Origin of the sequence: Streptosporangium sp. NBC_01639 (assembly GCF_045209755.1) — a bacterium.
Taxonomy (GTDB): Bacteria; Actinomycetota; Actinomycetes; order Streptosporangiales; family Streptosporangiaceae; genus Streptosporangium.
This window is the reverse complement of the sequence record NZ_CP109272.1, coordinates 7,574,612-7,600,206: the sequence shown is the minus strand read 5'-3', so window position 1 is coordinate 7,600,206 and position 25,595 is coordinate 7,574,612. Positions and strand designations below refer to the sequence as shown.

The following is a 25,595-nucleotide window of genomic DNA, read 5'->3' as shown; positions in this document are numbered from 1 at the left end:
CACGCCTCCCGCACGCGGCCAGCGGACAAGGATCACCATGAACAGCTACCGCGTCCTGCGGAACACCGCCGTTACCATGATCACGGCCTCGGCCATGGTCGGCTCGGCGGGGATCGGGCAAGCCAAGGAAATCATGGAGCCGGCCAGGAAAGGGCTGGCGAAGATGATCGTCCATCAGGGTACGTGGTTCACCCGGGCCCAGCCCAGAGTCATCAGGTTCGCATCGAGAACCACCAGAAGCAGGAACAAGGCGATCGCGTTCCGCCTCGTCTCCCGCCGCCTGTGGTCTCACAGCCAGTTTCGCTGCCTGGACAGTCTCTGGACCAGAGAGAGCAACTGGAACCACCAGGCGCACAACGCCTCCTCGGGGGCGTACGGCATTCCCCAGGCCCTGCCGGGCTCGAAGATGAGCGGCAGCGGCGGGGACTGGCGATCGAACCCGGTCACCCAGATCAGCTGGGGACTGGGCTACATCAAGAGCCGCTACGGTTCACCGTGCGGAGCATGGGGTCATTTCCGGTCGAGTAACTGGTACTGACCGCAAGGAGGAGTGTCCAGGGGAAGGGAACACTCCTCGGGCGTCCGGGGCCGGCGGGTCCCGGACGTCACCTTCTCAGCTGTACGGCTATCGCCTGGATGAGCAACTCCAGGCCGAACGCGAACTCCGCTTCGGGATCGAAGTCGACCAGTTGCGGGGCCAGTCCGCTCACCTGCGGGAAGAGCAGGGGATCGACGTTCCCGACCGCGACGTCGGAGTGGGGGACGGGGGCGAAGGTCGGGGTGACGCCGACCTCGCGCAGCAGCGATCCCACGATGTAGGCGATGAACACCCGCAGGATGCGGACCGCGTCGGGCCCGTCGAACCCGGCGCTGCGCAGCGTGGCGAGCGCCCGATCCACCGGCAGCAGCCCGGCGGTCGACTGGAGCTGGCGGCTGACCACCACCATCGTGCAGCGGGGATAGTGGTGGGCGATCTGCCGGAAGGCGAGTGCCTGCATCCGCACCCGGTCGGTCCAGTCGGCGTCCGGGTCGTCGGTGAACTCGACCTGCGACAGCACGGTCTCGGCCACCCCGTCGAGCAGGGCGGACTTGTTGGGCACGTGGTTGTAGAGGGACATCACGCCCACGCCCAGGCCGGCGGCGATCCTGCGCATGGACACCGCGTCGGCCCCCTCGCGTTCGATCAGGTCGATGGCCGCGGCGACGATACGCGGACGGGACAGTGGCTCTGCGGGCATACTGCCATTGTCGCCTGCGTCTTGACGCCCGTACACCGTACGTGCGACTCTCGCGGGTGTACGTACGGTGTACGTCTCTGGAGGCCGCATGTCGACTCACGATCTCTACACCATCCCGGCCGAGCTCTCCACATGGGATGTCGAGGCGGCCGGAGCCGCCCGCTTCACCTGGGAGTACGACGACGGCAGGGACCGCATGCTCGCCCTCTACCAGAAGGGCAAGGACAAGCAGTGGGACTCCGTCAAACGCATCGACTGGAGCCTTGAGGTCGATCCGTACAACGTGCTCGGCGTCCCCGACACCACCATCGCGATCCACGGCACGCCGCTGTGGGACAGGATGGACGACAGACAGCGCAAGGACGTCCGCCTGCACAATGCGGCCTGGCAGTTCTCCCAGTTCCTGCACGGCGAGCAGGGTGCGATGATCTGTTCGGCCAGGATCGTCGAGTCGGTCCCCGAACTCGACGCCAAGTTCTATGCCGCCACCCAGACCATGGACGAGGCCCGGCACGCCGAGACCTATGCCCGCTTCCTGCAGGAGAAGGTCGGCCTCGCCTACCCCATCAACACCCACCTCAAGGCCCTGCTGGACAGCACGCTGAGCGACTCGCGCTGGGACATGCCCTACCTCGGCATGCAGGTGCTCATCGAGGGCCTGGCGCTGGCCGCCTTCGGGGTGATGCGCGACATCACCACCAAGCCGCTGCCCAAACAGATCCTCGCCTACGTCATGCAGGACGAGGCCCGGCACGTGGCCTTCGGCCGGATGGCGCTGCGCGACTACTACCGGCAGCTCACCGAGGCCGAGCTCCGCGAGCGCGAGGACTTCGTCATCGAGGGGTGCTACCTGATGCGCGACCGGCTGCGCGGCCGGGAGACGTGGGAGACCCTCGGTCTGAGCAGATCCGAGGTCGCCCAGGCCATGGAGTGCGTCGACCAGTCGGAATATCTCCGGCTGTTCCGCTCCCTGCTGTTCAGCCGCATCGTCCCCTGCGTCAAGGACATCGGCCTGTGGAGCCCCCGTCTCCAGCAGGCCTACGCCGACATGGGCGTCCTGGACATGGCCGGGCAGAACCTGGAGACGCTGATGCGACAGGACGAGGACATCGCGGAGAAGCTCGACGCCGAGCGCTTCGCCGCCGAGGAGGCCGAACGGCACGCCGAGGTCGCCGAGACCGTGGCCATGGGTTCCGAGTCCTGACCTCTGCCTCCTGCCTCCTGCCTCCTGCCTCCTGCCTCCTGCCTCCTGCCTCCTGCCTCCTGCCTCCTGCCTCCTGCCTCCTGCCTCCTGCCTCCTGCCGGATGGTGCACCGTGGCCCGCCGACCGGCAGGCCACGCGCGGGATCCGTACCGCGCCGGAGGCCTAACGGGTGAGCACGAAGCCGAACGCTCCCACGGCGAAGGCCACGGTGCCGAGCCAGGCGATGACGGCATCGGACCGCTCGTCGAGTGGGCTGCCTCCGTGCAGGGCGTGTTGCACGCGCTGGTACCGGACGCCGGTACGGGCCAGTAGCAGCGCCCCGCACAGGGCGACCAGGACAAAGGGGGCGACAGCGAGCGGGGGGACGCCGACGCGCAGTCCGGCGCCTCCGGCGCCCAGACCGCTGACGGCGAGCAGCGCGGCGGTGCGGACCCAGGCCAGCCGGGTCCGCTCGTTCTGCAGGCCCTCATCCCACAGCGGGGTCATCGGCCCAGCAGGATGAGGATCACGGCCAGCACCGCCACGATCGCCACGCCGTATCCCAGGAGGGGGGCGATGGCGGGGGGCGGGAGCGGGGCGGCGCTGCGCAGGGCGCGCTGGACGCGGCGCCAGCGCGGATAGGCCATCGCGGCCGACAGAGCCGACAGAGAGACCAGGGTGAGGGCCAGCACGGTCCGCATCCACGGCACGAAGACGTCCTCGGAGACCGCGGCCATGGCGACGCCGCCCGCGCTCAGCGCGAGCGACGTGCTCAGCCAGGTCAGGAAGGTGCGTTCGTTCGCGAGGGTGAACCGGGGATCCGGTTCGTTACCGGGGCTGTCCATGGGAACGACGCTATTTCAGCGACATTCCCCCTAGAGAACCCGGGTTTCCCGGAATCGCAGGTAAGTGAGCCGTGCGGCCTCAGCCGCAGGCGTCGGTGAGCTGCTTGACCCACGCGACCGAGTCGGTCGCGACCTTCTGCCCCGCGTCGACGGCCTCGTTGGCGCTTCCGACGTTCAGGCCGTCCAACTGCTTGGCGACATTGTCGGCGGCCTCCTTGAGCGTGGTGTTGGCCGCGCTGTCGGCCAGGTCACCGAGCTTGGCGGCCCCGTCGTTCAGTGCCTTCTCCATGGCGGCGGGGTCGTCCATCACGCCGGTGATCTTCTGAACGGTCTCGGTGACGATACCGGCGGCCTGCAGGCACTGCTGGGTCTTGTCGATCCCGTCGCTGACCTGCTGGAGCTCCGAACAGCCGGTGGTGAGGAGGACAGCGGCCAGTGCGGAGGCGGCGAGGGCGGGGATTCGTCGCGGAAGGGGTCGCATACCCCGACCCTACCCAACGGGCCGGTACGGCAGGCGGATCCGCGGGTCTCCGTCTGCCGGAGGGTGCGGAGTAAGGTGGTCGTACCCGCTCCGTCCGCACCGGGTGACGCGGCGGCGGAGCCGGCCGGGCACCGGCGCGGACGGCACCGCACAACCGCGCCGGCACGGGGTGCCTCACCGGAACACGGCCTCCGCCGTACGATCACCGTGAGATATCCACAAAGGGGGATCATGCATACTTGCCTTCATTTCGCCCAGGTCCAGGACCCGCCCCCTCGTACGCCCGAGGGGTGCGAGGAGTGCCTCAGCCTCGGTATGCGCTGGGTTCACCTGCGCAAATGCCTGTCATGCGGGCACGTCGGCTGCTGTGACTCCTCGCCGGGCAAGCACGCCACCGCCCACTACAAGGAGGCGACCCACCCGGTCGTCGCCTCCTTCGAGCCGGGCGAGGACTGGCGCTGGTGCTACCTCGACAACGTCATCGGCTAGCGGGAGTTCCGCACGCAGCGACGTGGGACTCACTCCTCCAGCCGCCAAGCGGCGTGGCGGCGCCGGCTTCACGACTCGCGCCCGGTGTAACGGAAATCGGTGAAGGAAACGGTGCCGCCGCTGGCGTACATGCCGGTTACCCGGCCGGTGAAGGAGGCGCATGTCTCGGCGGTCCAGTATCGGCCGTCCAGTTCGGTGACCAGCGTGTCGCCGGCGTAGAGACGGATGCGGTCTCCGCCCGTCACCTCGCCCATCGCAGCGGCCGGGGGCGGTGAGGTCTCGATCCGCAGTTCGATCTCGCCGGGCGGGACCTCGATCTGCCAGGACTGGGCCAGCCCGGCGAGGTGGGCCTTGGCTGTGATCGTGGTGCCGTGAGCTTCCAGCGCGAACCAGTGGTGCTCGTCGTAGCGCGAGGCCAGCCCGCCCTTTCCCGAACGCGCGTCGACAACGGTCGTGAAAGTCGATGTCATGTGCCGTTGCCGGCGTCCAAGGAACCGGACGTGTGGGTGGTCGAGGTCGGCCGTGCCGGTGATGGACAGCCGGCCGTCGGCGACGGTGGCGGTCTCGGCCGGCGTGGCGCGCACCGAAAGCCAGCCGGGGCCTGCCAGGACGGTGGCGTCGGCGAAGCGGAAGAGCTCTTCTTCGGTGCCGGGGCGGGGCGCGAGGCGCACAGGCTCGGCGTAGGGCCACCCGTCCACCCACGTCAGGCTGGTGGCGAAGGTCTCACGGCCCAGCGGCGAGAACGACTGGAGTCCGCCCAGGGGGCGCATGCCGAGCATGACCAGCACGTCGCCGTCGGGTGTGGAGACGAGATCGGCGTGACCGGTGTTCTGAATCGGCCGGTTCGTTCCTCTGGCGCTGAGGAACGGATTGGCGGGGTGGCCGACGAACGGCCCCTCGGGTGCCGGGCCGCGGGCAATGCTGACGCTGTGCCCGCGCTCCGTTCCTCCCTCGGCGATCAGGAGGTACCAGTGGTCGCCCCGCTGGTACAGGTGTGGGGCTTCGGGCGCCTTGAGCCCGGTGCCGGACCACATCGGCCGCGGCTCTTCCAGCGCCTTACCGGCCTCCAGGTCGACGCGTACCTGCTGGATGCCCTTGTGCCGACCCGCCTCGGGGCCGTTCAGCATGAATCCTGAGTAGGTCACGTAGGCGGCGTCGTCATCCCACGCCAGGTCAGGGTCGACGCCACCGACACCCTCCAGCGTCGTGCCGTCGCTCCACGGGCCGGCGGGGTCGGTGGCGGTGAACACCACGCACCCGCGCGAACTCATCGCGATCGTGACGATGACATAGAAGACACCGTCGCGGTGGCGGATGGTCGGAGCCCAGACACCCCCGTTGGTGGACACGTTCTCGAGGCCGGCTTGCTCGGGGCGGGTGATGACGTTGCCGACGTGCTCCCACGTCACCATGTCGGTGCTGCGATAGACGGGGATGCCGGGCAGGTATTCGAAACTCGACGTGACGAGGTAGTACGCGTCGTCGGCGCGAACGATGCTGGGGTCGGGGTTGAATCCGGGAATGAGGGGGTTGGGCAACATAAGACATATTTTCACTTGTTGAGATGCGTATGGGGCGATATCGCGCAGACTGAGATCCTGGCCGCGGAGGTGGAGGGCCATGGACGGCAAGCCGCCGCCTCAGTCCCTTTCGAGGGTGGCCTCTTCGAAGTCGAGCTCCTGAAGGATCCTGCGGAGCACCTCGTCTTCGAGGCGCCCCCCGTCGCGGAGCCGTACGAGCACCTCACGCTCGGCCGCCAGCATCTCCCGGCGCAGCCGCCGGTAGACCGTGCTCGGCGTCTCCTCCCCCTCGGGGCCGGTGCCGCCGCCGAGGCGTTCCCACGCGGTGAGCGACCGGCGTTCGGACCGGGTTCTGAGCTGCTCCACCACATCCTGGTGGACGTCGGCGATCCCCTCGGTCACGAGTTCCTCCAGCCGGACCAGCCCGGCTGAGGCCGCCGCCTGCTGGGCGGCGGCCTCGGCGAGGTTGTCGTCGAAGATCTCCTGCTCGTTGGAGATCTTCAGTCGCCGGATCAGCGCCGGGAACGACATGCCCTGGATCAGCAGGGTGCCGATCACCACCACGAAGGTGAGATAGAGCAGCGTCGCGCGGCCGGGGAAGTCCTGTGGGAGGGCGAACGCGGCGGCCAGGGAGACCACCCCGCGCATACCCGCCCAGCTCACGATGGCCACGTTCTGCCAGGACGGCGTATGGGGCTCACGGCTGCGGATCTTCCCGGACAGGATCCTGGGCAGGTAGATGCTGGGCACGACCCAGACGACCCTGGCGAGCACCGCGGCGGCGAAGACGGCCAGCGCCATCCCCGCGAGCTTCCACGGGTCCTCCCCCTCCAGCGCTCTCATGATCGGCCAGAGCTGCAGCCCGATCAATACGAAAACGATCGACTCCAGGAAGAAGTCCACGATCCGCCAGACGGCGTCGGACAGGATCCGGGTGCTGAAATCCACGGTGGGCAGGCGGTGGCCGATGTAGAGGCCGACGATCACCACGGCGATCACACCGGAGACGTGCACGCTCTCGGCCGCCAGGTAGACCGCGAACGGGATGAGCAGCATGACGGTGTTCTCGACGAGCGCGTCCCGCAGCAGTAGCAGCCCTCTGACCAGGACCCAGGCGAGCACGACCCCGACCACGACGCCGCCCACCGCCGCGTAGAGGAACCTGCCGACCGCGTCCACCCAGGTGAGTCCCGCGCCCACCGCCGCGGCGACGGCCACCCGGTAGGCGGTGAGCGCGGTCGCGTCGTTGAACAGGCTCTCCCCCACCAGGATGGTGACCACCTTGCGGGGCAGCCCGAGCCTGCGCGCCACCGCGACCGCGGCGACCGCGTCGGGCGGCGCCACGATCGCACCCAGCGCGAACGCGGCGGCCAGCGGCAGACCGGGGATGAGCAGATGGGCGACCCAGCCGATGACCAGGGTGGTGAACAGCACCAGGCCGATCGAGAGCAGTCCGACCGGCCTGCGCACCGCCTTGAGCCTCAGATAGGAGCTGTCGATCGCGGCGGAGTACAGCAGCGGAGGCAGGAACACCAGCAGGATCAGCTCGGGGTCGAGCTCGTACTCCGGCACCAGCGGTGACAGCACCAGCCCGGCCAGCACCAGCAGCAGGGGCACGGGCCAGCCCCTGCGCCTGGACACGGCCGCCACCGCGATCGCGATGACCGGCACCACCAGCAGCTGCAGCACCGTCGCCTGGTTCATCCCCGCCCCCAACCGTTGTGGCTGATCAGCGTACGGGACCTACCTCGGCGGTGTGCTCCCCGCCCCGGCGATCACCAGTCGCGGCGTTCGTCCCGGTCCTCGTGCCGCTGGTCGTCATAACGCGATTCGGGGCGGAGTCGCTCGCCGGTGGAGTGCGGCGGGTCCTGGACGTAGGGGCGCGACATCCGCTGTTCGGGCTGCTGTCCGCCGAGTCCCAGGGGGTCGGACGGGTCCACGTCCTGCCCGTAGGCGGGCGGCGAGCCGTACAGGTCACGCAGGTCCGCCGGGTGGCCGGCCTGCGGAGACGGCTGCGGGACGGGCTGCTGGGCGCCGTACGCGTAGGGGTCGGGCTGGGCCGGGGCCGGATAGCCGTAGGCGTCGGACTGGGGGACCTCGTAGACGGACTGCTGCTGGGCCGCGAAGCCGAAGGGATCGGTGGAGTGCTGCCCCGGGGTCCCGAAGAGGTCGGGATGCGACGGATGGGCGGCGGTGGGGAACTGTTCGAGGTGCGGCGTGAAGGGATCCACCGGCTGCGACCGGGCGACCGGGGCGGTGTACGGGTCGTCCTGCTGGGGCGGTACACCGTACGGGTCGGCCTGCTGGGGCGGTACGCCGTACGGGTCAGGCCGCTGGGCCTGCGGCGGAGCGGCGTAGAGGTCCTGCTGGGGCGGCACGCCGTAGGAGTCGGGCCGCTGGGACGCGTAGGGGGTGCCGGGCAGTTGGTACAGCGGATCGGCGGAACCGGGGCCGGGAGGCTCGAGCGGCTGGGGCGACTGCCCGTAGGGCAGGGAGTCGCCCACGATCAGGTTCTCCCGCGGCACCACGTCGGCCGGGCCGTATCCGGCGGGCTCGCGCTCCGGGGACCTGTCCGGAGGCGGCACCGCGCCCCGGGCGACGAGCACGTCGTTGGGGCCGAGGGCGGCGACCTGGCGCGGCTCCTGCGACTCCGCGGAGATCGGGACGGCCGGGTCGGGGTAGGGCTGCTGGGAGTAGTCCTCGGGGCGCGGCCGGGCGTACTGCCCGGTGCCGGGGAACTCCCCGTACTCCTGGTGGTCGGCCGCGTAGTCGGCGGCCGGGGGCTGCTGCTCACCGACCTCGTCGGGATACTGGCCGCCGGCCTCCACGAAGCCCTCGTCGAGGGTGTCTACCAGGCGCCCCACATCCTGCATGGGCATGCGGAAACTGGCACTGCACATCTCGCCGCGCCACAGACTCAGCACCAGCGTGCCTTCATGCCAGGTGACCCGGAGCACCCGCTCCTGGCCACGCTCGTCAAAGAACACTTCGCCAAACGACGGCAACGGGACAACTTCCGACATGGAAGACATAGTGCTTTAACCAGCCTTTATTCGTCCACTCGACCCCGGAAAACTCTACCGAACCGGCCTTTCCGTCCCCACCTCCAGTCACTATGACACCAAAACAGGCGATCTTCATGACCCCTGGAGGTCGGTGAGCCGGATGATCCTGCCAGTTTGCCACGTGAATCACGCCACGGCTTCCCGAATACCGTGACGAGTTCGGCGGTGACTCCCCGGAGGCAGCCGCGACCGTCACAGGGAACCGGTACGGTTGGCTGTCGTGCCGACCGACTCCATCGCCCCAGCCGAAGACGTCTCCCCGAAGGTGGATCTGCCGCCGGTGGAGGAGCTGCTGAGCGCCGCCGTCGAGGCGGTCGGCGGGGTGGAGCGTCCCGGCCAGATCACCATGGCGCGGGCGGTGCAGCACGCGATCGACTCCGGCGACCACCTGGCCGTCCAGGCGGGCACGGGCACCGGCAAGTCCCTGGCCTACCTGATCCCCTCGGTCCGCCACGCGATGACCTCCAAAGGCGCCGTGGTCGTCTCCACCGCCACCATCGCGCTCCAGCGCCAGCTCGTCGACCGCGACCTGCCCCGGCTCTCCGAGGCGCTCGCCTCGCAGCTCCCGCACGAGCCCACGTTCGCGATCCTCAAGGGACGCCGCAACTACCTGTGCCGGTACAAGGCCAGCGCGGGGTGGCCCGACGACGAGCAGGACCAGCTCTTCGACCCGCGCGAGATGAGCCTGACCGGACGGATGGTCCAGCGCATCCAGGACTGGGCGCAGGAGACCGAGACCGGCGACCGCGACGAGCTCGTCCCCGGGGTCAACGAGCAGGCCTGGCGGCAGTTCTCGGTGAGCGCCCGGGAGTGCCTGGGCGCCACGCGCTGCCCGAGCGGGATGGAGTGCTTCGCCGAGCTGGCACGGGCCCGCGCCGGCGAGTCCGACATCGTGGTCACCAACCACGCGCTGCTCGCGATCGACGCGATGGAGGACTTCCCCCTTCTTCCCGAGCACGACGTGGTCGTGGTGGACGAGGCCCACGAGCTGGTCGACCGGGTCACCTCGGTGGTGAGCGGCGAGCTGTCGGAGACCATGGTCTCCCTGGCCGTGCGCCGGGTCGGGCGGCTGATCGAGCAGCCCACCTCCGACCGGCTCATGGAGGCCGGAGAGGATCTGAAGGCCCTGCTGGCCGCCGCGCCCGCCGGACGCCTCGACGACCTCCCCGAGGTGCTCGGGCTGACGCTGGCCCTGATCCGCGACTCGGCATGGGGCTGCATCACCGCGCTCGGCCCCCGGATGAGCGCCGACAAGGACGACCCCGAAGGCGCGGGGCTCCGCAAGGCGGCCTTCACCGCCCTCGACGAGGTCCACGACACCGCACAGCGGATGCTGGACGCGTTCGGCCACGCCGAGGAGGTGGACCGGGCCGAGGTGGTCTGGCTGGAGGCGGGCACCGAGCGCCGCCCGCCCCTCCTCCGGGTCGCCCCGCTGACCGTGGCGGGTATGCTCCGCGACAAGCTCTTCGGCGACCGCACGGTGGTCCTGACCTCCGCCACGCTGGCTCTGGGCGGCGCCTTCGAGGGCCTGGCCCGGCAGTGGGGTCTGGGCGCCAAGGAGGGCGCCAAGGAGAAGGGCAAGGCCCGGACCGCCGGATGGAGCGGACTGGACGTCGGCTCGCCCTTCGACCATCCGCGCAGCGGCATCCTCTACGTCGCCAAGCACCTGCCCCAGCCGGGCCGTGACGGCCTGCCCGAGGCCTACCTCGAGGAGATCACCGAGCTGATCGAGGCGGCCGGCGGCCGGACCCTCGGCCTGTTCTCCTCCATGCGCGCCGCCAAGGCCGCCACCGAGGCGCTGCGGGACCGTCTGAGCGTGCCGTTGCTCTGCCAGGGCGACGACTCCACGATGCTGCTGGTCAAGCAGTTCGCCGAGGACGAGCCGACCTGCCTGTTCGGCACCCTGTCCCTCTGGCAGGGCGTGGACGTGCCGGGGCCCTCCCTGCGGCTGGTCATCATCGACCGCATCCCGTTCCCCCGCCCGGACGACCCGCTGAGCTCCGCCCGCCAGCGCCACGTCGCCGCCAAGGGCGGCAACGGCTTCATGACGGTCGCCGCCACGCACGCCGCCCTGCTGCTCGCCCAGGGCGCGGGCCGCCTGCTGCGCAGCCAGCATGACAAGGGGGTGGTTGCGGTCCTCGATCCCCGCCTGGCGACCGCACGCTACGCCGGCTTCCTGCGGGACTCCCTGCCGCCCTTCTGGCCCACCAACGACCCGGCGAAGGTCCGGGACGCCCTCAAACGCCTCGCAACGTCGTAAGGTCCGGCCGCTTGGGGTCGAGGTCGTCACCCGAGGAGCGTCCGCGCAGTCGGCGGACCACCCAGGGGCCGAGGTGTTCGCGCGCCCACTGCATGTCCTCCCGGCGCTTGAGCCGGAGGTCCACGCGCTCACGGGGCGGCCAGGCCTTGCGCCAGTCGCCGTCGGAACCGATCCCGAGCACCTCGCAGACCTTGGCGGCCACCATCCGGTGACCCTCCTCGTTCATGTGCAGGCGATCGTCGCTCCAGGCGCGCCAGTCACGCAGGCCCTGCATCGACCACTGGTCCACCAGACGGCAGCCGTACAGCTCGGAGATGGACCTGACGTGCATGTAGAAGATCGCGAACGTGCCACGGGCACGGCGCATGATGGGGGTGTCACGCGGGTCCACCCCGGTGAACAGCACCACCTCCGCCCCGCAGGCCCGCAGGTCGCGTACGGCTCCCGCCAGTTTCTTGGCCATCCGGTCGGGGTCGCTGCCGGGCCGGAGCAGGTCGTTGCCCCCGGCGCAGAAACTGACCAGGTCGGGGCGCATCCCGACGGCACGGGGGACCTGGTGTTCGACGATCTGGTCGATGAGCTTGCCGCGCACGGCGAGGTTGGCATAGCGGAACTCCGGATCGAGCTCGGCCAGTCGCTCGGCCACCCGGTCGGCCCAGCCCCGGAAGTTTCCGTCGGCCCCGGGATCGTTGAGGCCCTCGGTGAAGCTGTCGCCGAGGGCGACGAAGGAACGGTAACCGCTCACCCGGCCGCCTCGGCGAGGGCCTGCAGCGCGAGCACGTAGGACCGCAGACCGAAGCCCGCGATGGTGCCGGTGGCCACGGCGGCGACCACGGAGGTGTGCCGGAACTCCTCACGGGCGGCCGGATTGGAGATGTGCACCTCGATCAGGGGGGCGGTGCGCTGGGCGATGGCGTCGCGCAACGCGTAGGAGTAATGGGTGAACGCGGCCGGGTTCAGGACCACCGGGATCCTGCCGTCGGCGGCCTCGTGCAGCCAGCCCACCATCTCGGCCTCGTCGTCGGTCTGCCGCACCTCGACCGACAGACCCAGTTCCCGGCCGGTCTCCCGGCAGAGCGCGGTCAGGTCGGAGAAGTTCTCCGCGCCGTAGACATCGGGCTCCCGCGTGCCGAGCCTCGACAGGTTGGGACCGTTGAGCACGTAGACGGACCTCATCGGGCGACCTCTTCGTAGGCGGCTTCGAGCAGTTCTTCGGGCGGATCCTCCAGCGGGGAGACCTTCGCCAGGCCGTCCAGGACGATGAAGCGCAGCTTGGCGCCGCGGCTCTTCTTGTCCAGGCGCATGTGGTCGCGGAGCTGGGGCCAGAGACCGGGACGGTAGGAGGTGGGCAGCCCGACCGAGGTCAGGACCGATCGCGTCCGGTCCACGACGTCGATGCCGATCCGGCCGTCGAGCCGGGACAGCTCCGCGGCGTAGACCATGCCGATGGCCACCGCCTCGCCGTGGCGCATCCGGTATTCCTCGACCCGCTCGATGGCGTGGGCGAGGGTGTGCCCGTAGTTGAGGATCTCCCGCAGGCCGCCCTCGCGCAGGTCGGCGCCGACGACGTCGGCCTTGATCTGGATCTTCCGCTCGATCAGCTCGCGGGTGTGCCGTCCTTCAGGGAGCCGGGCGCCGGCCGGGTCGTCCTCGATGAGCGTCAGAATCGCCGGGTCGGCGATGAACCCGCCCTTGATGATCTCGGCGAGGCCGCCGACGTAGTCGTCGCGGGGGACCGAGACCAGCGTGGCCAGATCGCACAGCACCCCCGCCGGCGGATGGAAGGAACCGACCAGGTTCTTGCCTTCGGGGGTGTTGATGCCGGTCTTGCCGCCGACCGCGGCGTCGACCATGCCGAGCAGAGTGGTCGGCACCTGCACGACCTTGACACCGCGCAACCAGGTGGCGGCGGCGAACCCGGCCAGGTCGGTGGTGGCTCCCCCGCCGACGCCGACCACGGCGTCGGAGCGGGTGACGCCGTGACGGCCCAGGGCCGACCAGAGTCCGGCGAGCACGTCGACCGACTTGGCCTGCTCGGCGTCGGGCACCGGCAGCGGGACGACCTCGTATCCGGCGGCCTCCACGGCGCCGCAGACCGGCCGGGCGATCTCCGGCAGACCCACCGGGTGGATCACGGCGACCGTGCGGACCCCGGGACCGAGCAGGCCGGGAAGCTCACCGAGCACACCGGTGCCGATCACCACGTCGTAGGGGGCGTCCCCGTCGACGGTGATCCTGGATACCGTCACGGCTGCAGCCCCTTCACGATCTCGTCGACGACCTCGTCGGGCTTGCGCTCGTCGGTCGCCACGGTGACCGTCGCCAGCCCCTCGTAGACCGGACGGCGGGCGTCCATGAGCTTCTTGAGCTGGCTGCGCGGGTTCAGCACGAGCAACGGCCGGGCCGAGGCCAGGCCCACCCGCTGCACGGCCTGCGACAGACCGACCTCCAGGTAGACCACCGTGTGGCCGACCAGCAACTCACGGGTGATCTCGGACAGGACCGCACCGCCGCCGAGGGAGAGCACGCCCTCGTGCTCGGCCAGGGCATGCCGTACGGCCTCGGTCTCAAGCTCGCGGAAGCGCTCCTCGCCGTCCTCGACGAAGATGTCGCCGACCGGCTTGCCCGCCACGGCCTCCACGTCGGCGTCGGTGTCACGGAAGACGGCTCCCAGCCGGTCGGCCAGCAGCCGGCCGACCGTCGACTTGCCCGATCCGGGCGGACCGATCAGAACTGCTCGGGGCCTCACTGTGCCTCCTCTTGCGGCTCGCTCGCTCACTTGATCACCAAGGACGAAAGGTAGCCGGACAGGTTGCGGGCGACCTCCTCCACGGAGTCGCCACCGAACTTCTCGATCGCGGCGTCGGCGAGCACCAGCGCGACCATGGCCTCGGCGACGATGGCGGCGGCCGGGACCGCGCACACGTCGGAACGCTCGTGGTGGGCCTTGGCCGCCTCGCCGGTCAGCACGTCGATGGTGGCCAGCGCCCGCGGCACCGTGGAGATCGGTTTCATCGCGGCGCTGACCCGCAACGGCTCGCCGTTGGTCATGCCGCCCTCGACTCCGCCCGCCCGGTTGGTGATGCGGTGCACCCCGCCGGCGGTGTTCTCGATCTCGTCGTGGGCCCGGGAGCCGGGACGGCGTGCCGTCTCGAAACCGTCACCCACGGCGACGCCCTTGATCGCCTGAATGCCCATCAGGGCGGCGGCGAGGCGGCCGTCGAGACGACGGTCCCAGTGGGTGTAGCTGCCCAGGCCCGGCGGCAGGCCGTAGGCGATCACCTCGACGACACCGCCGAGGGTGTCGCCCTCCTTGTGGGCCTTGTCGATCTCGGCGACCATCGCGGCGCTGCCGGCCGGGTCGGCGCAGCGCACCGGGTCGGCGTCGACCGCGTCCATGTCGCGGGGGCCGGGGACGACGCCCTGGGTGGTCTGCGCCTCCCCGATCGAGACGACGTGACTGACGATGTCGACGCCGAGCGCCTGCTTGAGGAAGTTCTTGGCGACCTGGCCGAGAGCGACGCGGGCGGCGGTCTCGCGGGCACTGGCCCGGTCGAGCACCGGGCGGGCGTCGTCGAAGCCGTACTTCTGCATACCGGCGAGGTCGGCGTGGCCGGGGCGGGGACGCGAGCGGGGCGCGTTGCGGGCCTGGCCCTCCAGCAGAGCGGGGTCCACCGGGTCGGCCGCCATGACGGTCTCCCATTTGGGCCACTCGGTGTTGCCGACGCGGATGGCGACGGGGCTGCCGAGCGTGCGGCCGTGCCGCACGCCGCCCACCACGTTCACCTCGTCCTGCTCGAACTTCATCCGAGCGCCGCGGCCGTAGCCCAGACGCCGCCTCGCCAGTGCTCGATCGATATCGGCCGTGGTCACCTCGACCCCGGCGGGCAGGCCCTCCAGGATCGCGACGAGTTCGGGGCCGTGGGACTCTCCGGCGGTCAACCAGCGCAACATGATGACAAGTCTTCCATGTGCCGCCCACTGGAATGGCCCTCGCTCAACTGGTGAGACGTCAGTCCGCGGCCACGGTGGCCGCCTCCCGCCGGGGCCCGCGGACCGGCGGGCGGCTGTCAGAGACCCGTGAGGATGGCCGCGAAGGTCCCCGCGACCATGAAGGGGCCGAAAGGGATCTCGCTCTTGCGGCCCGCCCGGCGCAGGATGACCAGCGCGACCCCGTAGAGGCCGCCCGCGACGAAGCCCAGGAAGGCTCCGGCGACCAGGGTGCCCCAGCCCAGCCAGCCGAGCGCGGTGCCCAGGGCCGCCGCCAGCTTGACGTCGCCCAGCCCCATGCCCGCCGGGTTGATCAGGAAGAGCACCAGGTAGAAGGCCGCCAGGGCGAGCCCGCCCAGCCCGGCCCGCAGGAGGTCGTCGAACCGTCCTTCCGGTAGAGCGGTCACCGTGAGCAGGGCGGCGGTCCCGAGGTATGCGGCGAGGGTGAGCCGGTCGGGCAGCCGGTGGACGGCGGCGTCGACGAAGACCAGCGCGACGGCGACCACCGCCAGCCACCCGTAGGCGGCCAGTTCACCCGCCGACGCGGCATCCGGCAACAGCTCGGACGGCCACCCCGTCGTCGCGGCGCCCGGCCGGTGCGGCAGTATGGCGCGCAGGGCGAGGGCGGCCAGTGCCAGGGCCGTGACGACCTCCACCGCCAGCGGCGGAGGACCGATCCGCCCGCGACAGCCGGGACAGCGCACAGCGGGCAGCGGGCCGGGCCACGCGGTGCGGCCCCGGCGTCCTCCCGGCGGACCGGCGCCCTCGACGTGCCCTCGGCGCGCCGCGGCGGGCAGCGGGATGCCGCAGCGCGGGCAGTCGGACCGGAGCGGCTCGCCCTCGGCCACCGAGTGCCGGATCACCAGGCCCCGTGTCCAGAGCCCGGCCACCAGGCCGGTGAGAGCCGCCAGAACCGGCAGGAGGATCACCGGGCCTCCTCGGCCGGCACCGGCCCAGCCGTCGCCGGGACGCCGTTCCCGCCTGCCCGCCCGGTGCGTTCGCCCACGGGCCGACCATAATCCGTACCGGGCCCCGGCGTCTCGGGGAAGGCGGAGCCGGGAGGTCAGCGCCGTCCGCGGAACGGCCAGCCGAATCGCCGCCGGGGGACGGGATCGGGCTCTTCCATCCGCGCCACGGTGACCTCGGGTCCCAGCTGGTCGATGGTCCCCGACTCCACCGCGGCGAACGCCCGCAGGACGCTCCCCTCGATCACGAAGGGCACCGGGCCCGCCACATCCACCACCACGGCCGCGGCGTCCTCGTGGACCGCCGCCTGGCAGACCTGGAGGGTGGTCGCCTGGATGGGACGGGCGTCGGGACGCCAGAGCCGCAGCGACTCGGCTCCGGTGAAGGCGAGCACCGCCTCACGCCCGTCGTTGCCGACGAGCTTCGGCAGGGCCATCTCGCTCTCCTTCTCCTGCCGCAGCCCGTGCGCCCCCACCTCCGACTCCGTCAGCAGGGCCACCACCGGGACGAGAAGCCGGGCGCCGCCCAGCGCGGTTATCACCGCACCGGCGTCCGCCGTACCGGCGGAGAAGGCCGCGAGCGCGGACGACACGGAGGCGTCGGCGCTGCCGTCGTCGCCGGGGACCAGGGGCTGGGGAATGCTCGGCACAGATCCGGAGCCTACCCGCGGCCGGCGGGAGAGGAGGAACTCCGGGGCCGGAAGACCCTGGTGACAGGTGCGGTCCGCCGGGCCGTCGCGGCCTCGTCCCCCGCCGCGTCCGCGGGTGCCTTCCCACGCGGTACGGCCGCGCGAGGGCGGGGCCGTACCGCGTGGGACACGGATCAGCCGAGGTCGGCGATGGCGGCCACCGGGCCGCCGCCGCTGGGACCCTGGTGGACCGCGGCGACCGAGACGAAGACGGCGGGGTCGCCGGTGACGCTGGCCGCGACCCCGCCGACGGTGGCCTTGATCTGGCGGTGCCAGTGCACGTCGGAGTCGTCGAGCATGATGTTGCGGCGTCCCCGGACGCTGCCCGACGGGTCGGCCTCGCACTTCATGAAGACGTTGACCAGCCTGTCGCCCAGATCGGACGGGTGGGGCCGGTCGGGCAGGTCGATGCCGCTGGAGCGGATGGCCTCCCAGATGCCGTCGGCGTCCAGCGCGTCCTTCATGACCGAGTGACCGATCCGGTACCGGCCGCCGATGCCGCGCACGTTGCCGACCACCACGATCTGTGCACGGTCCAGTTCGACGCCCGAGGAGCAGGACGCGACGGAGGAGTACAGCGACAGGTCTCGGTGGATCTGCTCGGCGGTGGGCATCTCGATCTCGCCGAGCGCGACCGCGACCCCGAGCGCGGTGGTGGAGTTGGAGATGTCCATGGACGGGCCGGTGTCCTCGATGACCACGTCCTTGCCCCGGGACTTGGCGTCGTTGATGGTGGCCAGGGTGAGCAGGGGTGTCTTGGTCTGGACGTAGTGGACGTCCGCGGGGTCGTCGATCCCAGCGATCTTCATGGCTTCCCGGACGCCGGCGGCGACCTTCTCCACCATGGCGGGACGGCCGATGTCCTCGGGCAGGATGACGTCGCTCATCGCGATGCCGACGCTGACCCGCGGCTCGTCGCCCGGCTCGGCGTCCGCCGTGGTGGCGAAGATCGTCGCGTGCGGGCTCAGCACGCCGTCGGTGCCGCCGGACCACACCAGCGGCACGCTCTCGGGAGACGGATGCCCCTTGGCGGCGAGCACCTCGCGGAAGGCCCGGTCGGCCAGGATGCGGGTGTAGTCGTTCACCCCGCCGTTGCCCTCGGTCTTGCCGATCACCGCGAGCACCCGGTGAGCCTCGATCACCCCGTCCTCGATGAGCCTGGTCAGTCCGGAGGCGTCGGTCACGCTCTCGATGGCCACCTTGCGCACTTCAATCGGTTCCGGCATCCCTGCCACCTTCCCATCGGGTCGTCTTCACTTTCGCACCGCGGTGCCCGCCTCCCCGGCGACCGCCGCCTCGCATGTCCTACGGAGAAGTGGTCACCGCCCGGTCGCCGTCCCGCTCGGCGGAACAGAGCGCGCCCCGACCCTCGGTCCATGTTCCCCCGGCGAAGAAGCAGGCGGCGGGCAACACGCGCGGCCCGGCCACGGGGCCGGGGACGGGGACGGGGACGGGGACGGCCGAGCCGGACGCGATCGGTGTGCGTTCATCCACACGGCGACGCTAACGGCCGGTACGAACCGGCTCATGGGCACTCCTTGCCCAAGGCGGAGCCGTTCTTCGACAGAACTCACCGGCTTGACGGCGGCTCGGATCCCGACGATCAAGATTGGCAGGGACGCGGCGATCACACCGAACACAGCTTGGCGGAGGTCCCCGTCCGGTATTTTGCCCCGGGCGCACCCTCCCTTCACCGGCGCGGGAACACAGGCCGATGTTGCCCTGTTAGGCTTACCTTGCTTAACATCTGAGCAACTGTTCAAGTGTTAACGGGACGGATCTTACGATGGGGCATGGACACGGGCACGGACACGGCGCGGACTCCGACCGCCGCTACCTGAGGGCGGCACTTGTCCTGCTGGTCGTCTTCATGGCGGCCGAGGTCGTCGTCGGCGTCATGGCCAACTCCATCGCGCTGATCTCCGACGCCGGGCACATGCTCACCGACGCCGCCTCCATCGCGCTCGCCCTGATGGCCATGACCATGGCCGCCCGCCCTGCCCGCGGGGCATACACCTTCGGCTGGAAACGCGCCGAGATCCTGTCGGCCGCCGTCAACGGCCTGACGTTCGTGCTGCTCGTCGCCTACTTCGTCTACGAAGGCGTGCGACGGCTCATCGAGCCGCCCGAGGTCAAGGGCCTGCTGGTGCTGGGTACGGCCCTGGTCGGCATCGCGGTCAACGCGGCCGCCGCCTGGCTCATCGCCCGGGCCGACCGGAGCAGCCTCAACGTGGAGGGCGCGTTCCAGCACATCCTCAACGACATGTACGCCTTCATCGCCACCGCGATCGCGGGCGCGGTCGTCTGGCTCACCGGCTGGGGCCGGGCCGACGCGATCGCCGCCCTGGTCGTCGCGGCCCTGATGGCCAGGTCCGCCTACGGCCTGCTGCGTGACGCCGGGCGCATCCTGTTCGAGGCGGCACCCCCCGGGCTGCATCCCGCCGAGGTGAGCGAGGCGATCGCCGCCCACGCCGACGTCACCGGTGTGGAGGATCTGCACGTGTGGACGGTGACCAGCGGCTTCCCCGCGCTGTCCGCACACGTGATCGTCAGGACCGGCGGCGACTGCCACCGGATCCGGCGGGAGCTCGCCGAGCTGCTGCACGAGCGGTTCCACATCGACCACACCACCCTGCAGGTGGATCACGTGCCGGGTACGGCCTGCCGGATCCTCAAGGCCGCGGAGCGTCCTGCCCCCGGTCCGCCCCCGGCCCGCATCACCTCCGGGAGCGGCCGCCTGTCGGGAGGACACTCCCTGGATCGTTCGTGAGGCGGCCGCCTCCTCCGGCGGCGCACGGGTGGATCACGCCCCGAGGCAGGCCTCGAAGACCACGGTGAGCCGCCGGATGACGCCCTCGCGGTCGGGAGCGTCGATCGTGTCGGGGTCGTACAGCCGGCTCAGCGTGGCCGCCCCGGTGATGAGCGCGGTGGCGACCGTCGCCCGGAAGGACGCTTCGGGGCCCGGCAGCCGGGCGGCCAGCGGTTCCAGGATCGCCGACCTGACCCGGTCGCGGATGATCTCGTGGATCTCCGAACAGGAGGACGACCTGACGAGCGCCGCCATCACCGGGCTCCCCTGCTCCGACCTGAGCCGCTCGGCGACGTACTCCGCCAGGCGGCGGGGCATCTCCTCCTCGGGGACCTCCAGCACGCCCGGGAAGCGCCCCCGCATCGCGAGCACCTCGGCGAACAGCTCCCGTTTGGTGCCGAAGTAGCGGTTGATCAGCGCGATGTTGGCGTCCGCCTCCGCGGCGATCAAGCGCATCGTCACCTCGTCGTAGCCGAATTCGGCGAACAACCGGCGGGCGGCGTCGAGGATGCGGCGCCGGGTCCCCTCCCGGTCGCGGTGCCGTGTCTCGTCCACCTTTCCGCCCTTTCAAGATTTGACCGGTAAACAAGCGTCTACTAACTTCATATGTATCGTACATACATTGGGGGATGGTTCATGCTGACCGAACAACAGGCCCAGGCCGAGGCTGCACCACGCATGACGCACAAGCAGGTGCTGGAAGTCCTGGTCGGTCTGATGCTCGCCATGTTGACGTCGATGATCTCGACGTCAGTGGTGGGAACCGCGCTGCCGACGATCGTGGGCACGCTCGGCGGTCAGGACCAGCTCGCCTGGGTGGCCAGCGCGACCCTGCTCACCATGACGGCCTCCACGCCGCTCTGGGGAAAGCTGTCGGACCTGTACGGGCGCAAGCTCATGTTCCAGGCCGCCCTGGTGATCTTCCTCCTCGCCTCCGTGGCCGCGGGTTTCTCCCAGAACATGGGACAGCTCATCGCGGCCAGGGCCGTACAGGGCATCGGCGCCGGCGGCCTCGCCGCGCTGCCGCAGATCATCCTGGGTGACGTGGTCGAGCCCCGTGAGCGCGGGCGCTACTCCGGTTACATCGGCGCGGTCTTCGGCGTCTCCACCGTGGCCGGGCCGCTGCTCGGCGGGTTCATCGTGGACAACATGTCCTGGCGCTGGACGTTCTGGATCTGCGTGCCGCTGGCCGTGATCGCGTTCGTCGTCATCCAGAAGGTGCTCAAGCTGCCGCTCGTCCGCCGTGACACCAAGGTCGACTGGTGGGGCGCCACCTTCATCACCGGCGGCACCACCGCGCTGATGCTGATGCTCTCCCTCGGCGGCCAGGAGTTCGACTGGAACTCCGGGTGGACCTACGGCCTGGGCGCGCTGAGCCTGGTGCTGTTCGGCCTCGCCGTCGTCGCCGAGCGCCGGGCCGCCGACCCGATCCTGCCGCCGCGCCTGTTCCGCAACAACACCGTCGTGCTCAGCAGCCTCGCGTCCCTGCTGGTCGGCGCCGCGATGTTCGGCGCGCTGATGTTCCTCCCGCAGTATCTGCAGATCGTCAAGGCCATGAGCCCCACCGGCTCCGGCCTGATGACGCTGCCCATGGTGCTCGGCCTGCTCACCTCCTCGATCCTGGTCGGCCGGTTCGTCACCAGGACCGGCCGGTGGAAGATCTTCCCCGTCGCGGGCATGCTGCTAGTCGCGCTCGGCCTGTTCCTGCTCTCCCGGCTGCACGTCGACACGTCGCTGGTGATCGTCGGTGTCGACATCGCGGTGCTGGGCATCGGCCTCGGCGCGTCCATGCAGATCCTGATCCTGGCCGCGCAGAACGCCGTGACCCGCGGCGACATGGCCTCCACCACCTCGGGTGTGGCCTTCTTCCGCTCACTGGGCGGCGCGGTCGGCGTGGCGGCCTTCGGCGCCATCCTGACCAACCGGCTCAGCGCGGAGCTGATCGCCCTGGCCAAGGCCGCGCACCTGCCCCTGACCGGCGGCGCGATGCCCAACCTCGGCTCCCCGGCCGCCATCCACCAGTTGCCCGCCCCGGTGCTGGAGGTGATCCTGGAGGCCTTCACCCGGGCCATCCACATGGTCTTCCTGGTGGGCGTGCCCATCGCCGTCCTGGCCGCGGTGGCCGCCCTGATGCTGAAGGAGATCCCGCTCCGCTCGGCCCAGCCCTCCCCGGCCACCGCCGACCCGACCGCTCCCCCGGTGCCGGCCAAGTAGGCACTCCTCGCACGTGCCCGGGCCCGGTCCTCTCCACCGGTCCCGGGCACCCTCATGCGGAGCCCCGTACGGCTCGGCCGCCGGGGGAAGCCGCTGTGACGGAGAAGGGCGGGGGCTCGGCCGAGCGCCCGCCCTTCTCCGTCGCAGGAGGGGATCAGACCGAGGCCATGACCGCCTCGGACTCCAGGGTGGCCGCCACGGCGTTGACCGTCGCGGCGATCCGGAGAGCCTCCTGGACCTGCTCCCGGGATACGCCCGACTGCCGCAGCACCTGCTCGTGGGACTCAAGGCAGCGGCCGCAGCCGTTGATCGCGGACACCGCGAGGCACCAGAGCTCGAAGTCGGCCTTGTCGACGCCCGGGTTGCCGATGAGCGTCATGCGGAGCTTGGCCGGCATGGTGGAGTACGTCTCGTCGCCGATCAGGTGGACCGACCGGTAGTAGACGTTGTTCATCGCCATGATCGCCGCCGCGCCCTTGGCGGCCGTGAACGCCTCGTCCGATAGGTTGCCGGTGGCCTCGGCGGCGACTTCGGCGATCACTCGCGGAGACCTGGTCGCCACCGCGCAGGCGAGCAGCGTCCCCCAGAGCTGCTGCTCGCTCAGCGAGGAGGTGGTGACCAGCGATCCCAGATTGAGCTTGATGTCCTTCGCGAAGCCGGGCAGGGCGCCCTTGAGGTTGTCGATCGACATCAGGCGCCGGCCATCAGCTTCTGCGCGTCGAGGCCCGTCTCACCCTTGTTCCAGTTGCACGGGCAGAGCTCGTCCGACTGGAGCGCGTCGAGGACCCGGAGGACCTCCTTGACGTTGCGGCCGACGGAGCCCGCGGTCACCATGACGAACTGGATCTCGTTGTTGGGGTCCACGATGAAGGTGGCGCGCTGGGCGACCCCGTCGGCGCCGAGGATGCCCAGCTCGGTGCAGAGCTCGCGCTTGATGTCCGACATCATCGGGAAGGGCAGGTCCCGCAGATCCGGGTGGTCCTTGCGCCAGGCCTGGTGGACGTACTCCGAGTCGACGGAGAAACCCAGGACCTGAGCGTCGCGGTCGGCGAACTCGCCCTCCAGGCGGCCGAACTCGGCGATCTCGGTCGGGCAGACGAAGGTGAAGTCCTTCGGCCAGGCGAAGTAGATCTTCCACTTGCCCTCGTAGGACTTGTGGTTGATCTCGGCGAACGCGTTGTCCGCGTCCAAAGAGACGCAGGCGGTCAGCTCGAACTCAGGAAAGTGGTCACCGACGGTGAGCAAGTCCGGATCTCCTTTGCGGAAGGACGTCGTTGTCGGGGCCTACCTTGCCGCATCTAGCATTGATCCGAGAAATCGAGCAGTCGGACCAATCTGAAAGGCGTTCCCTATCAGTACCCCCACCCCCACCCTGGCTCAGCTGCGCGCCTTCCTCGCCGTCGCCGATCACCTGCACTTCAGGGAGGCCGCCGCCTCGCTCCGGATGAGCCAGCCGGCCCTGTCGAGCGCGGTGTCGGCCCTGGAGGAGATTTTGCACACACAGTTACTGGAACGGACCACCAGGAAGGTCCTGCTGACCCCGGCCGGCGACCGGGTGGCGGTGCACGCCGCACGGGTGCTCAACGCGGTCGAGGACCTGATGGGCGAGGTGACCCAGAGCCGGGAGCCCTTCTCCGGACCGGCGCACCTGGGAGTGATCCCGACGGTGGCTCCCTACGTGCTTCCCGCGCTGCTGCCGATGCTCTCCCGGAAGTTCCCCCGGCTCAAGCTGACCGTTCACGAGGCCAAGACCGAGACCATCCTGGAGGAGGTGCGCGAGGGCCGACTCGACATGGTGCTGCTGGCCCTGCCGACGGACGCGACCGGCCTGGTCGAGGAACCTCTCTACGACGAGGACTTCCTGCTCGCCGTCCCCTCGGACCACCCGCTGGCCGGCGCGGACGGGCCGCTGGACCGGGACGTGCTCAAGGGACTGGACATCGTGCTGCTCAACCAGGGCCACTGCCTGCGCGAGCAGGCCATCGACGTCTGCCGCGAGGTCGGCGCCCGTGCCACCGCCGCCACCTACGCCACCAGCCTCCCCACCCTGGTCCAGCTCGTCGCGGGCGGCCTCGGCGTGACCCTGCTCCCGGAGTCGGCCGTCCCGGTGGAGACGGGCAAGCGTGTACGGCTGGCGCTGCGCCACTTCCGGTCTCCGGCCCCCGGCCGCACCATCGGCCTCGCCTACCGGGCGAGCTCCGCCCGCGCTCCGGAGTATGCCGAGCTGGCCGACGCCGTCCGCGGCGCGATCCGCGCCAAGCGCCTCCCGGTCCGGATCATCTCCTGATCATGTCCGGACGTTCCAGCGGGCAACCCGCCCGCCCGGCCATGACATGGCGATCACTCCGCCAGGCGATCGAGCAGCGCCTTCCACCGGCGCGCGCCCTTTTCCGCGAGCCGATCGGTCTCCTCGTCATCGGAGTGCCGCGCCAGATAGTCATCGATCGCGGCCGACATCACCTGCTGGACGCTCCGGCCTTCCGCCTCGGCGCATCGTCGCAGAGCTTCAGCCTGCTCCTCGGAGAAACCCACCTCCACAACGACCCTCCCGTGATCAGGCGGTCTCGGCAGTGCCGCGAAATCCTACAGAGAGGATAGTTGCCGTCACTCCGAGTTGCCTCCTGCTTTACCCAACCGGGTGAGGCGGCTCACGGCCTCGTCGATGACGGTGTCCTGCTTGCAGAAGGCGAAGCGGACGAAGTGGCTGCCGCGTTCAGGTCGGGCGTAGAAGACCTGGGTGGGGACGGCGACCACGCCCGCCAGGGCGGGCAGCTCGCGGGCGAGGGCAAGGCCGTCGGTGAAGCCCAGCGGGCGGATGTCGGTCTGCACGAAGTAGGTGCCGGCCGGGCGGTAGACGTCGAAGCCCGCCGCCGACAGCCCGGCGGTCAGGCGGTCGCGCTTGGCCTGCAGGTCCGCCCTCAGGGAGGCGACCCAGTCCAGCTCGTGGCGGAGGCCGTACGCGACGGCGAGCTGCCAGGGCGCGGCGGCGGTGAAGGTGAGGAACTGCTTGACGGTCTGGACGGCCCGGACCAGCTCGGGCGGGGCGCAGACCCAGCCCGTCTTCCAGCCGGTCACCGAGAAGGTCTTGCCCGCCGAGGAGATCATCACGGTGCGCTCGCGCATGCCGGGGAGGGTGGCCAGCGGGATGTGCTCTACACCGTCGAAGGTGAGGTGCTCGTAGACCTCGTCGGTGACGGCGATCAGGTCCCGCTCCTGGCAGAGCAGGGCGATCTCCTCCAGTTCGGCGCGGGTGAAGACCGTGCCGGTGGGGTTGTGCGGGGAGTTGACCAGGATCGCCCGGGTGCGCGGGCCGACGGCGGCGCGCAACTCCGCGGGATCGAAGGTGAACCGGCCCTCGACCGGGCGCAGGGTGACCGGACGGAGCACGGCTCCGGCCAGGGCGACGGAGGCGGCGTAGGAGTCGTAGTACGGCTCGAAGGCGATCACCTCGTCACCGGGCTCGCAGAGCGCCAGGATCGAGGCGGCGACGGCTTCGGTGGCACCGACCGTGACAAGCACCTCGCCGTCGGGGTCGTAGGCGAGGCCGTAGTGGTCCCTGCGGTGCCCGGCGACGGCCTGGCGCAGCTCCGGGACACCGGGGCCGGGCGGGTACTGGTTGAAACCGCCATGGATCGCCGCCACCGCGTGCTCCAGCATCGCCGCGGGCCCGTCGGTGTCGGGGAAGCCCTGTCCCAGGTTGATCGAGCCGGTCCGCACGGCCAGCGCCGACATCTCGGCGAAGATCGTCGTGCCGAACGCGCGCATCCGCGCCACCAGGGGATCGCTCACGCGCCCAGCGTAACCGGCACGCCTCCCGGCGATCGACTCCGGCAGCTCCCCGTCGCCG

The 25,595-nt window shown here is 70.5% G+C and carries 28 protein-coding genes; 7 read left to right on the top strand and 21 right to left on the bottom strand.

The genetic code is table 11. The features are described 5' to 3' along the window. Positions 1-37 precede the first annotated feature (37 nt). Positions 38-538, top strand: a complete 501-nt coding sequence (locus tag OHA77_RS34580; RefSeq protein WP_326824006.1) for a lytic transglycosylase domain-containing protein — start codon at positions 38-40, stop codon at positions 536-538. A 67-nt stretch (positions 539-605) separates the two neighbouring features. Here the strand turns inward: OHA77_RS34580 and OHA77_RS34575 are convergent, their stop codons facing one another. Beyond that, positions 606-1,238, bottom strand: coding sequence for a TetR/AcrR family transcriptional regulator C-terminal domain-containing protein (locus OHA77_RS34575; RefSeq protein WP_406313500.1), 633 nt, complete (start codon positions 1,236-1,238; stop codon positions 606-608). A gap of 88 nt (positions 1,239-1,326) precedes the next feature. Here OHA77_RS34575 and OHA77_RS34570 point away from each other — a divergent pair, with 88 nt between their 5' ends. Further along, a complete protein-coding gene (locus OHA77_RS34570) occupies positions 1,327-2,442 on the top strand; it encodes a ferritin-like domain-containing protein (protein WP_406313499.1) in 1,116 nt (371 codons plus the stop codon). Between the two features lie 162 nt (positions 2,443-2,604). Here the strand turns inward: OHA77_RS34570 and OHA77_RS34565 are convergent, their stop codons facing one another. From OHA77_RS34565 to OHA77_RS34555, 3 genes are all read right to left on the bottom strand, one after another. Continuing rightward, the gene (locus OHA77_RS34565) at positions 2,605-2,928 is read right to left on the bottom strand and encodes a YidH family protein (RefSeq protein ID WP_406313498.1); all 324 of its coding nucleotides are present in this window, start codon (positions 2,926-2,928) and stop codon (positions 2,605-2,607) included. Next, positions 2,925-3,266, bottom strand: a complete 342-nt coding sequence (locus OHA77_RS34560) for a DUF202 domain-containing protein (protein WP_326824010.1) — start codon at positions 3,264-3,266, stop codon at positions 2,925-2,927. The genes OHA77_RS34565 and OHA77_RS34560 overlap by 4 nt, the downstream gene beginning before the upstream one ends. A 79-nt stretch (positions 3,267-3,345) precedes the next feature. Then, positions 3,346-3,747 (bottom strand): hypothetical protein, encoded by a 402-nt coding sequence (locus OHA77_RS34555; protein ID WP_326824011.1) that lies wholly within the window; start codon positions 3,745-3,747, stop codon positions 3,346-3,348. A 315-nt stretch (positions 3,748-4,062) separates the two neighbouring features. Between OHA77_RS34555 and OHA77_RS34550 the strand changes: the two genes are divergently transcribed. Then, on the top strand, positions 4,063-4,236 hold the full coding sequence (locus tag OHA77_RS34550) for a UBP-type zinc finger domain-containing protein (protein ID WP_406313497.1): 174 nt from the start codon (positions 4,063-4,065) through the stop codon (positions 4,234-4,236). A 68-nt stretch (positions 4,237-4,304) separates the two neighbouring features. Here OHA77_RS34550 and OHA77_RS34545 read toward each other — a convergent pair whose 3' ends face one another. The 3 genes from OHA77_RS34545 to OHA77_RS34535 all read right to left on the bottom strand — a co-directional run bounded on the left by OHA77_RS34545 (position 4,305) and on the right by OHA77_RS34535 (position 8,779). After that, entirely contained in the window at positions 4,305-5,777 is a 1,473-nt protein-coding gene (locus tag OHA77_RS34545) for a family 43 glycosylhydrolase (protein WP_406313496.1), read from the bottom strand. 99 nt (positions 5,778-5,876) lie between these two features. Next, positions 5,877-7,460 carry a Na+/H+ antiporter gene (locus OHA77_RS34540; RefSeq protein ID WP_406313495.1) on the bottom strand — a complete coding sequence of 528 codons (1,584 nt, stop codon included), beginning with the start codon at positions 7,458-7,460 and terminating at the stop codon, positions 5,877-5,879. Positions 7,461-7,531: 71 nt separating this feature from the next. Next, positions 7,532-8,779, bottom strand: coding sequence for a hypothetical protein (locus OHA77_RS34535; protein WP_406313494.1), 1,248 nt, complete (start codon positions 8,777-8,779; stop codon positions 7,532-7,534). 262 nt (positions 8,780-9,041) lie between these two features. Here OHA77_RS34535 and OHA77_RS34530 point away from each other — a divergent pair, with 262 nt between their 5' ends. Continuing rightward, positions 9,042-11,081: an ATP-dependent DNA helicase gene (locus OHA77_RS34530; protein ID WP_406313493.1), complete on the top strand. Its 2,040-nt coding sequence runs from the start codon at positions 9,042-9,044 to the stop codon at positions 11,079-11,081. Here the strand turns inward: OHA77_RS34530 and OHA77_RS34525 are convergent. The 9 genes from OHA77_RS34525 to OHA77_RS34485 form a co-directional block, all read right to left on the bottom strand. Then, entirely contained in the window at positions 11,059-11,826 is a 768-nt protein-coding gene (locus OHA77_RS34525) for an SGNH/GDSL hydrolase family protein (protein WP_326824016.1), read from the bottom strand. The two genes, OHA77_RS34530 and OHA77_RS34525, sit on opposite strands and share 23 nt — an antisense overlap. After that, positions 11,823-12,257, bottom strand: coding sequence for a type II 3-dehydroquinate dehydratase (gene aroQ / locus OHA77_RS34520; RefSeq protein WP_326824017.1), 435 nt, complete (start codon positions 12,255-12,257; stop codon positions 11,823-11,825). The genes OHA77_RS34525 and aroQ overlap by 4 nt, the downstream gene beginning before the upstream one ends. Then, entirely contained in the window at positions 12,254-13,330 is a 1,077-nt protein-coding gene (gene aroB / locus OHA77_RS34515; protein ID WP_326824018.1) for a 3-dehydroquinate synthase, read from the bottom strand. Before aroB ends, aroQ begins: the two co-directional genes overlap by 4 nt. Next, positions 13,327-13,830, bottom strand: coding sequence for a shikimate kinase (locus tag OHA77_RS34510; protein ID WP_406313492.1), 504 nt, complete (start codon positions 13,828-13,830; stop codon positions 13,327-13,329). The genes aroB and OHA77_RS34510 overlap by 4 nt, the downstream gene beginning before the upstream one ends. Before the next feature lie 26 nt (positions 13,831-13,856). Beyond that, positions 13,857-15,035, bottom strand: a complete 1,179-nt coding sequence (gene aroC / locus OHA77_RS34505) for a chorismate synthase (RefSeq protein ID WP_406313491.1) — start codon at positions 15,033-15,035, stop codon at positions 13,857-13,859. Between the two features lie 116 nt (positions 15,036-15,151). Then, positions 15,152-16,000: a prepilin peptidase gene (locus tag OHA77_RS34500; protein ID WP_406313490.1), complete on the bottom strand. Its 849-nt coding sequence runs from the start codon at positions 15,998-16,000 to the stop codon at positions 15,152-15,154. Positions 16,001-16,134: 134 nt separating this feature from the next. Beyond that, positions 16,135-16,686 (bottom strand): SseB family protein, encoded by a 552-nt coding sequence (locus OHA77_RS34495; RefSeq protein WP_406313489.1) that lies wholly within the window; start codon positions 16,684-16,686, stop codon positions 16,135-16,137. A 173-nt stretch (positions 16,687-16,859) separates the two neighbouring features. Next, positions 16,860-17,951, bottom strand: coding sequence for a ring-opening amidohydrolase (locus OHA77_RS34490; RefSeq protein WP_326824023.1), 1,092 nt, complete (start codon positions 17,949-17,951; stop codon positions 16,860-16,862). Between the two features lie 79 nt (positions 17,952-18,030). Further along, positions 18,031-18,219, bottom strand: a complete 189-nt coding sequence (locus OHA77_RS34485; RefSeq protein WP_406313488.1) for a hypothetical protein — start codon at positions 18,217-18,219, stop codon at positions 18,031-18,033. A 292-nt stretch (positions 18,220-18,511) separates the two neighbouring features. On the opposite strand from OHA77_RS34485, the gene OHA77_RS34480 reads away from it, so the two are divergent. Next, complete coding sequence (locus OHA77_RS34480; RefSeq protein ID WP_406313487.1) at positions 18,512-19,495, top strand: cation diffusion facilitator family transporter; 984 nt, start codon at positions 18,512-18,514, stop codon at positions 19,493-19,495. Between the two features lie 33 nt (positions 19,496-19,528). Here the strand turns inward: OHA77_RS34480 and OHA77_RS34475 are convergent, their stop codons facing one another. Then, a complete protein-coding gene (locus OHA77_RS34475; RefSeq protein ID WP_406313486.1) occupies positions 19,529-20,089 on the bottom strand; it encodes a TetR family transcriptional regulator in 561 nt (186 codons plus the stop codon). Positions 20,090-20,170: 81 nt separating this feature from the next. Between OHA77_RS34475 and OHA77_RS34470 the strand changes: the two genes are divergently transcribed. Then, the gene (locus OHA77_RS34470; RefSeq protein WP_406313485.1) at positions 20,171-21,748 is read left to right on the top strand and encodes an MDR family MFS transporter; all 1,578 of its coding nucleotides are present in this window, start codon (positions 20,171-20,173) and stop codon (positions 21,746-21,748) included. 154 nt (positions 21,749-21,902) lie between these two features. Here the strand turns inward: OHA77_RS34470 and OHA77_RS34465 are convergent, their stop codons facing one another. Both OHA77_RS34465 and OHA77_RS34460 read right to left on the bottom strand, forming a co-directional pair. After that, a complete protein-coding gene (locus tag OHA77_RS34465; RefSeq protein ID WP_406313484.1) occupies positions 21,903-22,439 on the bottom strand; it encodes a carboxymuconolactone decarboxylase family protein in 537 nt (178 codons plus the stop codon). After that, a complete protein-coding gene (locus OHA77_RS34460; protein WP_406313483.1) occupies positions 22,439-22,993 on the bottom strand; it encodes a peroxiredoxin in 555 nt (184 codons plus the stop codon). Before OHA77_RS34460 ends, OHA77_RS34465 begins: the two co-directional genes overlap by 1 nt. A gap of 106 nt (positions 22,994-23,099) precedes the next feature. On the opposite strand from OHA77_RS34460, the gene OHA77_RS34455 reads away from it, so the two are divergent. Next, positions 23,100-24,035 (top strand): hydrogen peroxide-inducible genes activator, encoded by a 936-nt coding sequence (locus OHA77_RS34455; RefSeq protein ID WP_406319923.1) that lies wholly within the window; start codon positions 23,100-23,102, stop codon positions 24,033-24,035. A 53-nt stretch (positions 24,036-24,088) separates the two neighbouring features. On the opposite strand, the gene OHA77_RS34450 is transcribed toward OHA77_RS34455, so the two are convergent. Together OHA77_RS34450 and OHA77_RS34445 are read right to left on the bottom strand one after the other, a co-directional pair. Continuing rightward, positions 24,089-24,286: a CopG family transcriptional regulator gene (locus tag OHA77_RS34450; protein WP_406313482.1), complete on the bottom strand. Its 198-nt coding sequence runs from the start codon at positions 24,284-24,286 to the stop codon at positions 24,089-24,091. Positions 24,287-24,352: 66 nt separating this feature from the next. Then, positions 24,353-25,513, bottom strand: coding sequence for a pyridoxal phosphate-dependent aminotransferase (locus tag OHA77_RS34445; RefSeq protein WP_406319922.1), 1,161 nt, complete (start codon positions 25,511-25,513; stop codon positions 24,353-24,355). Positions 25,514-25,595: the final 82 nt, after the last annotated feature.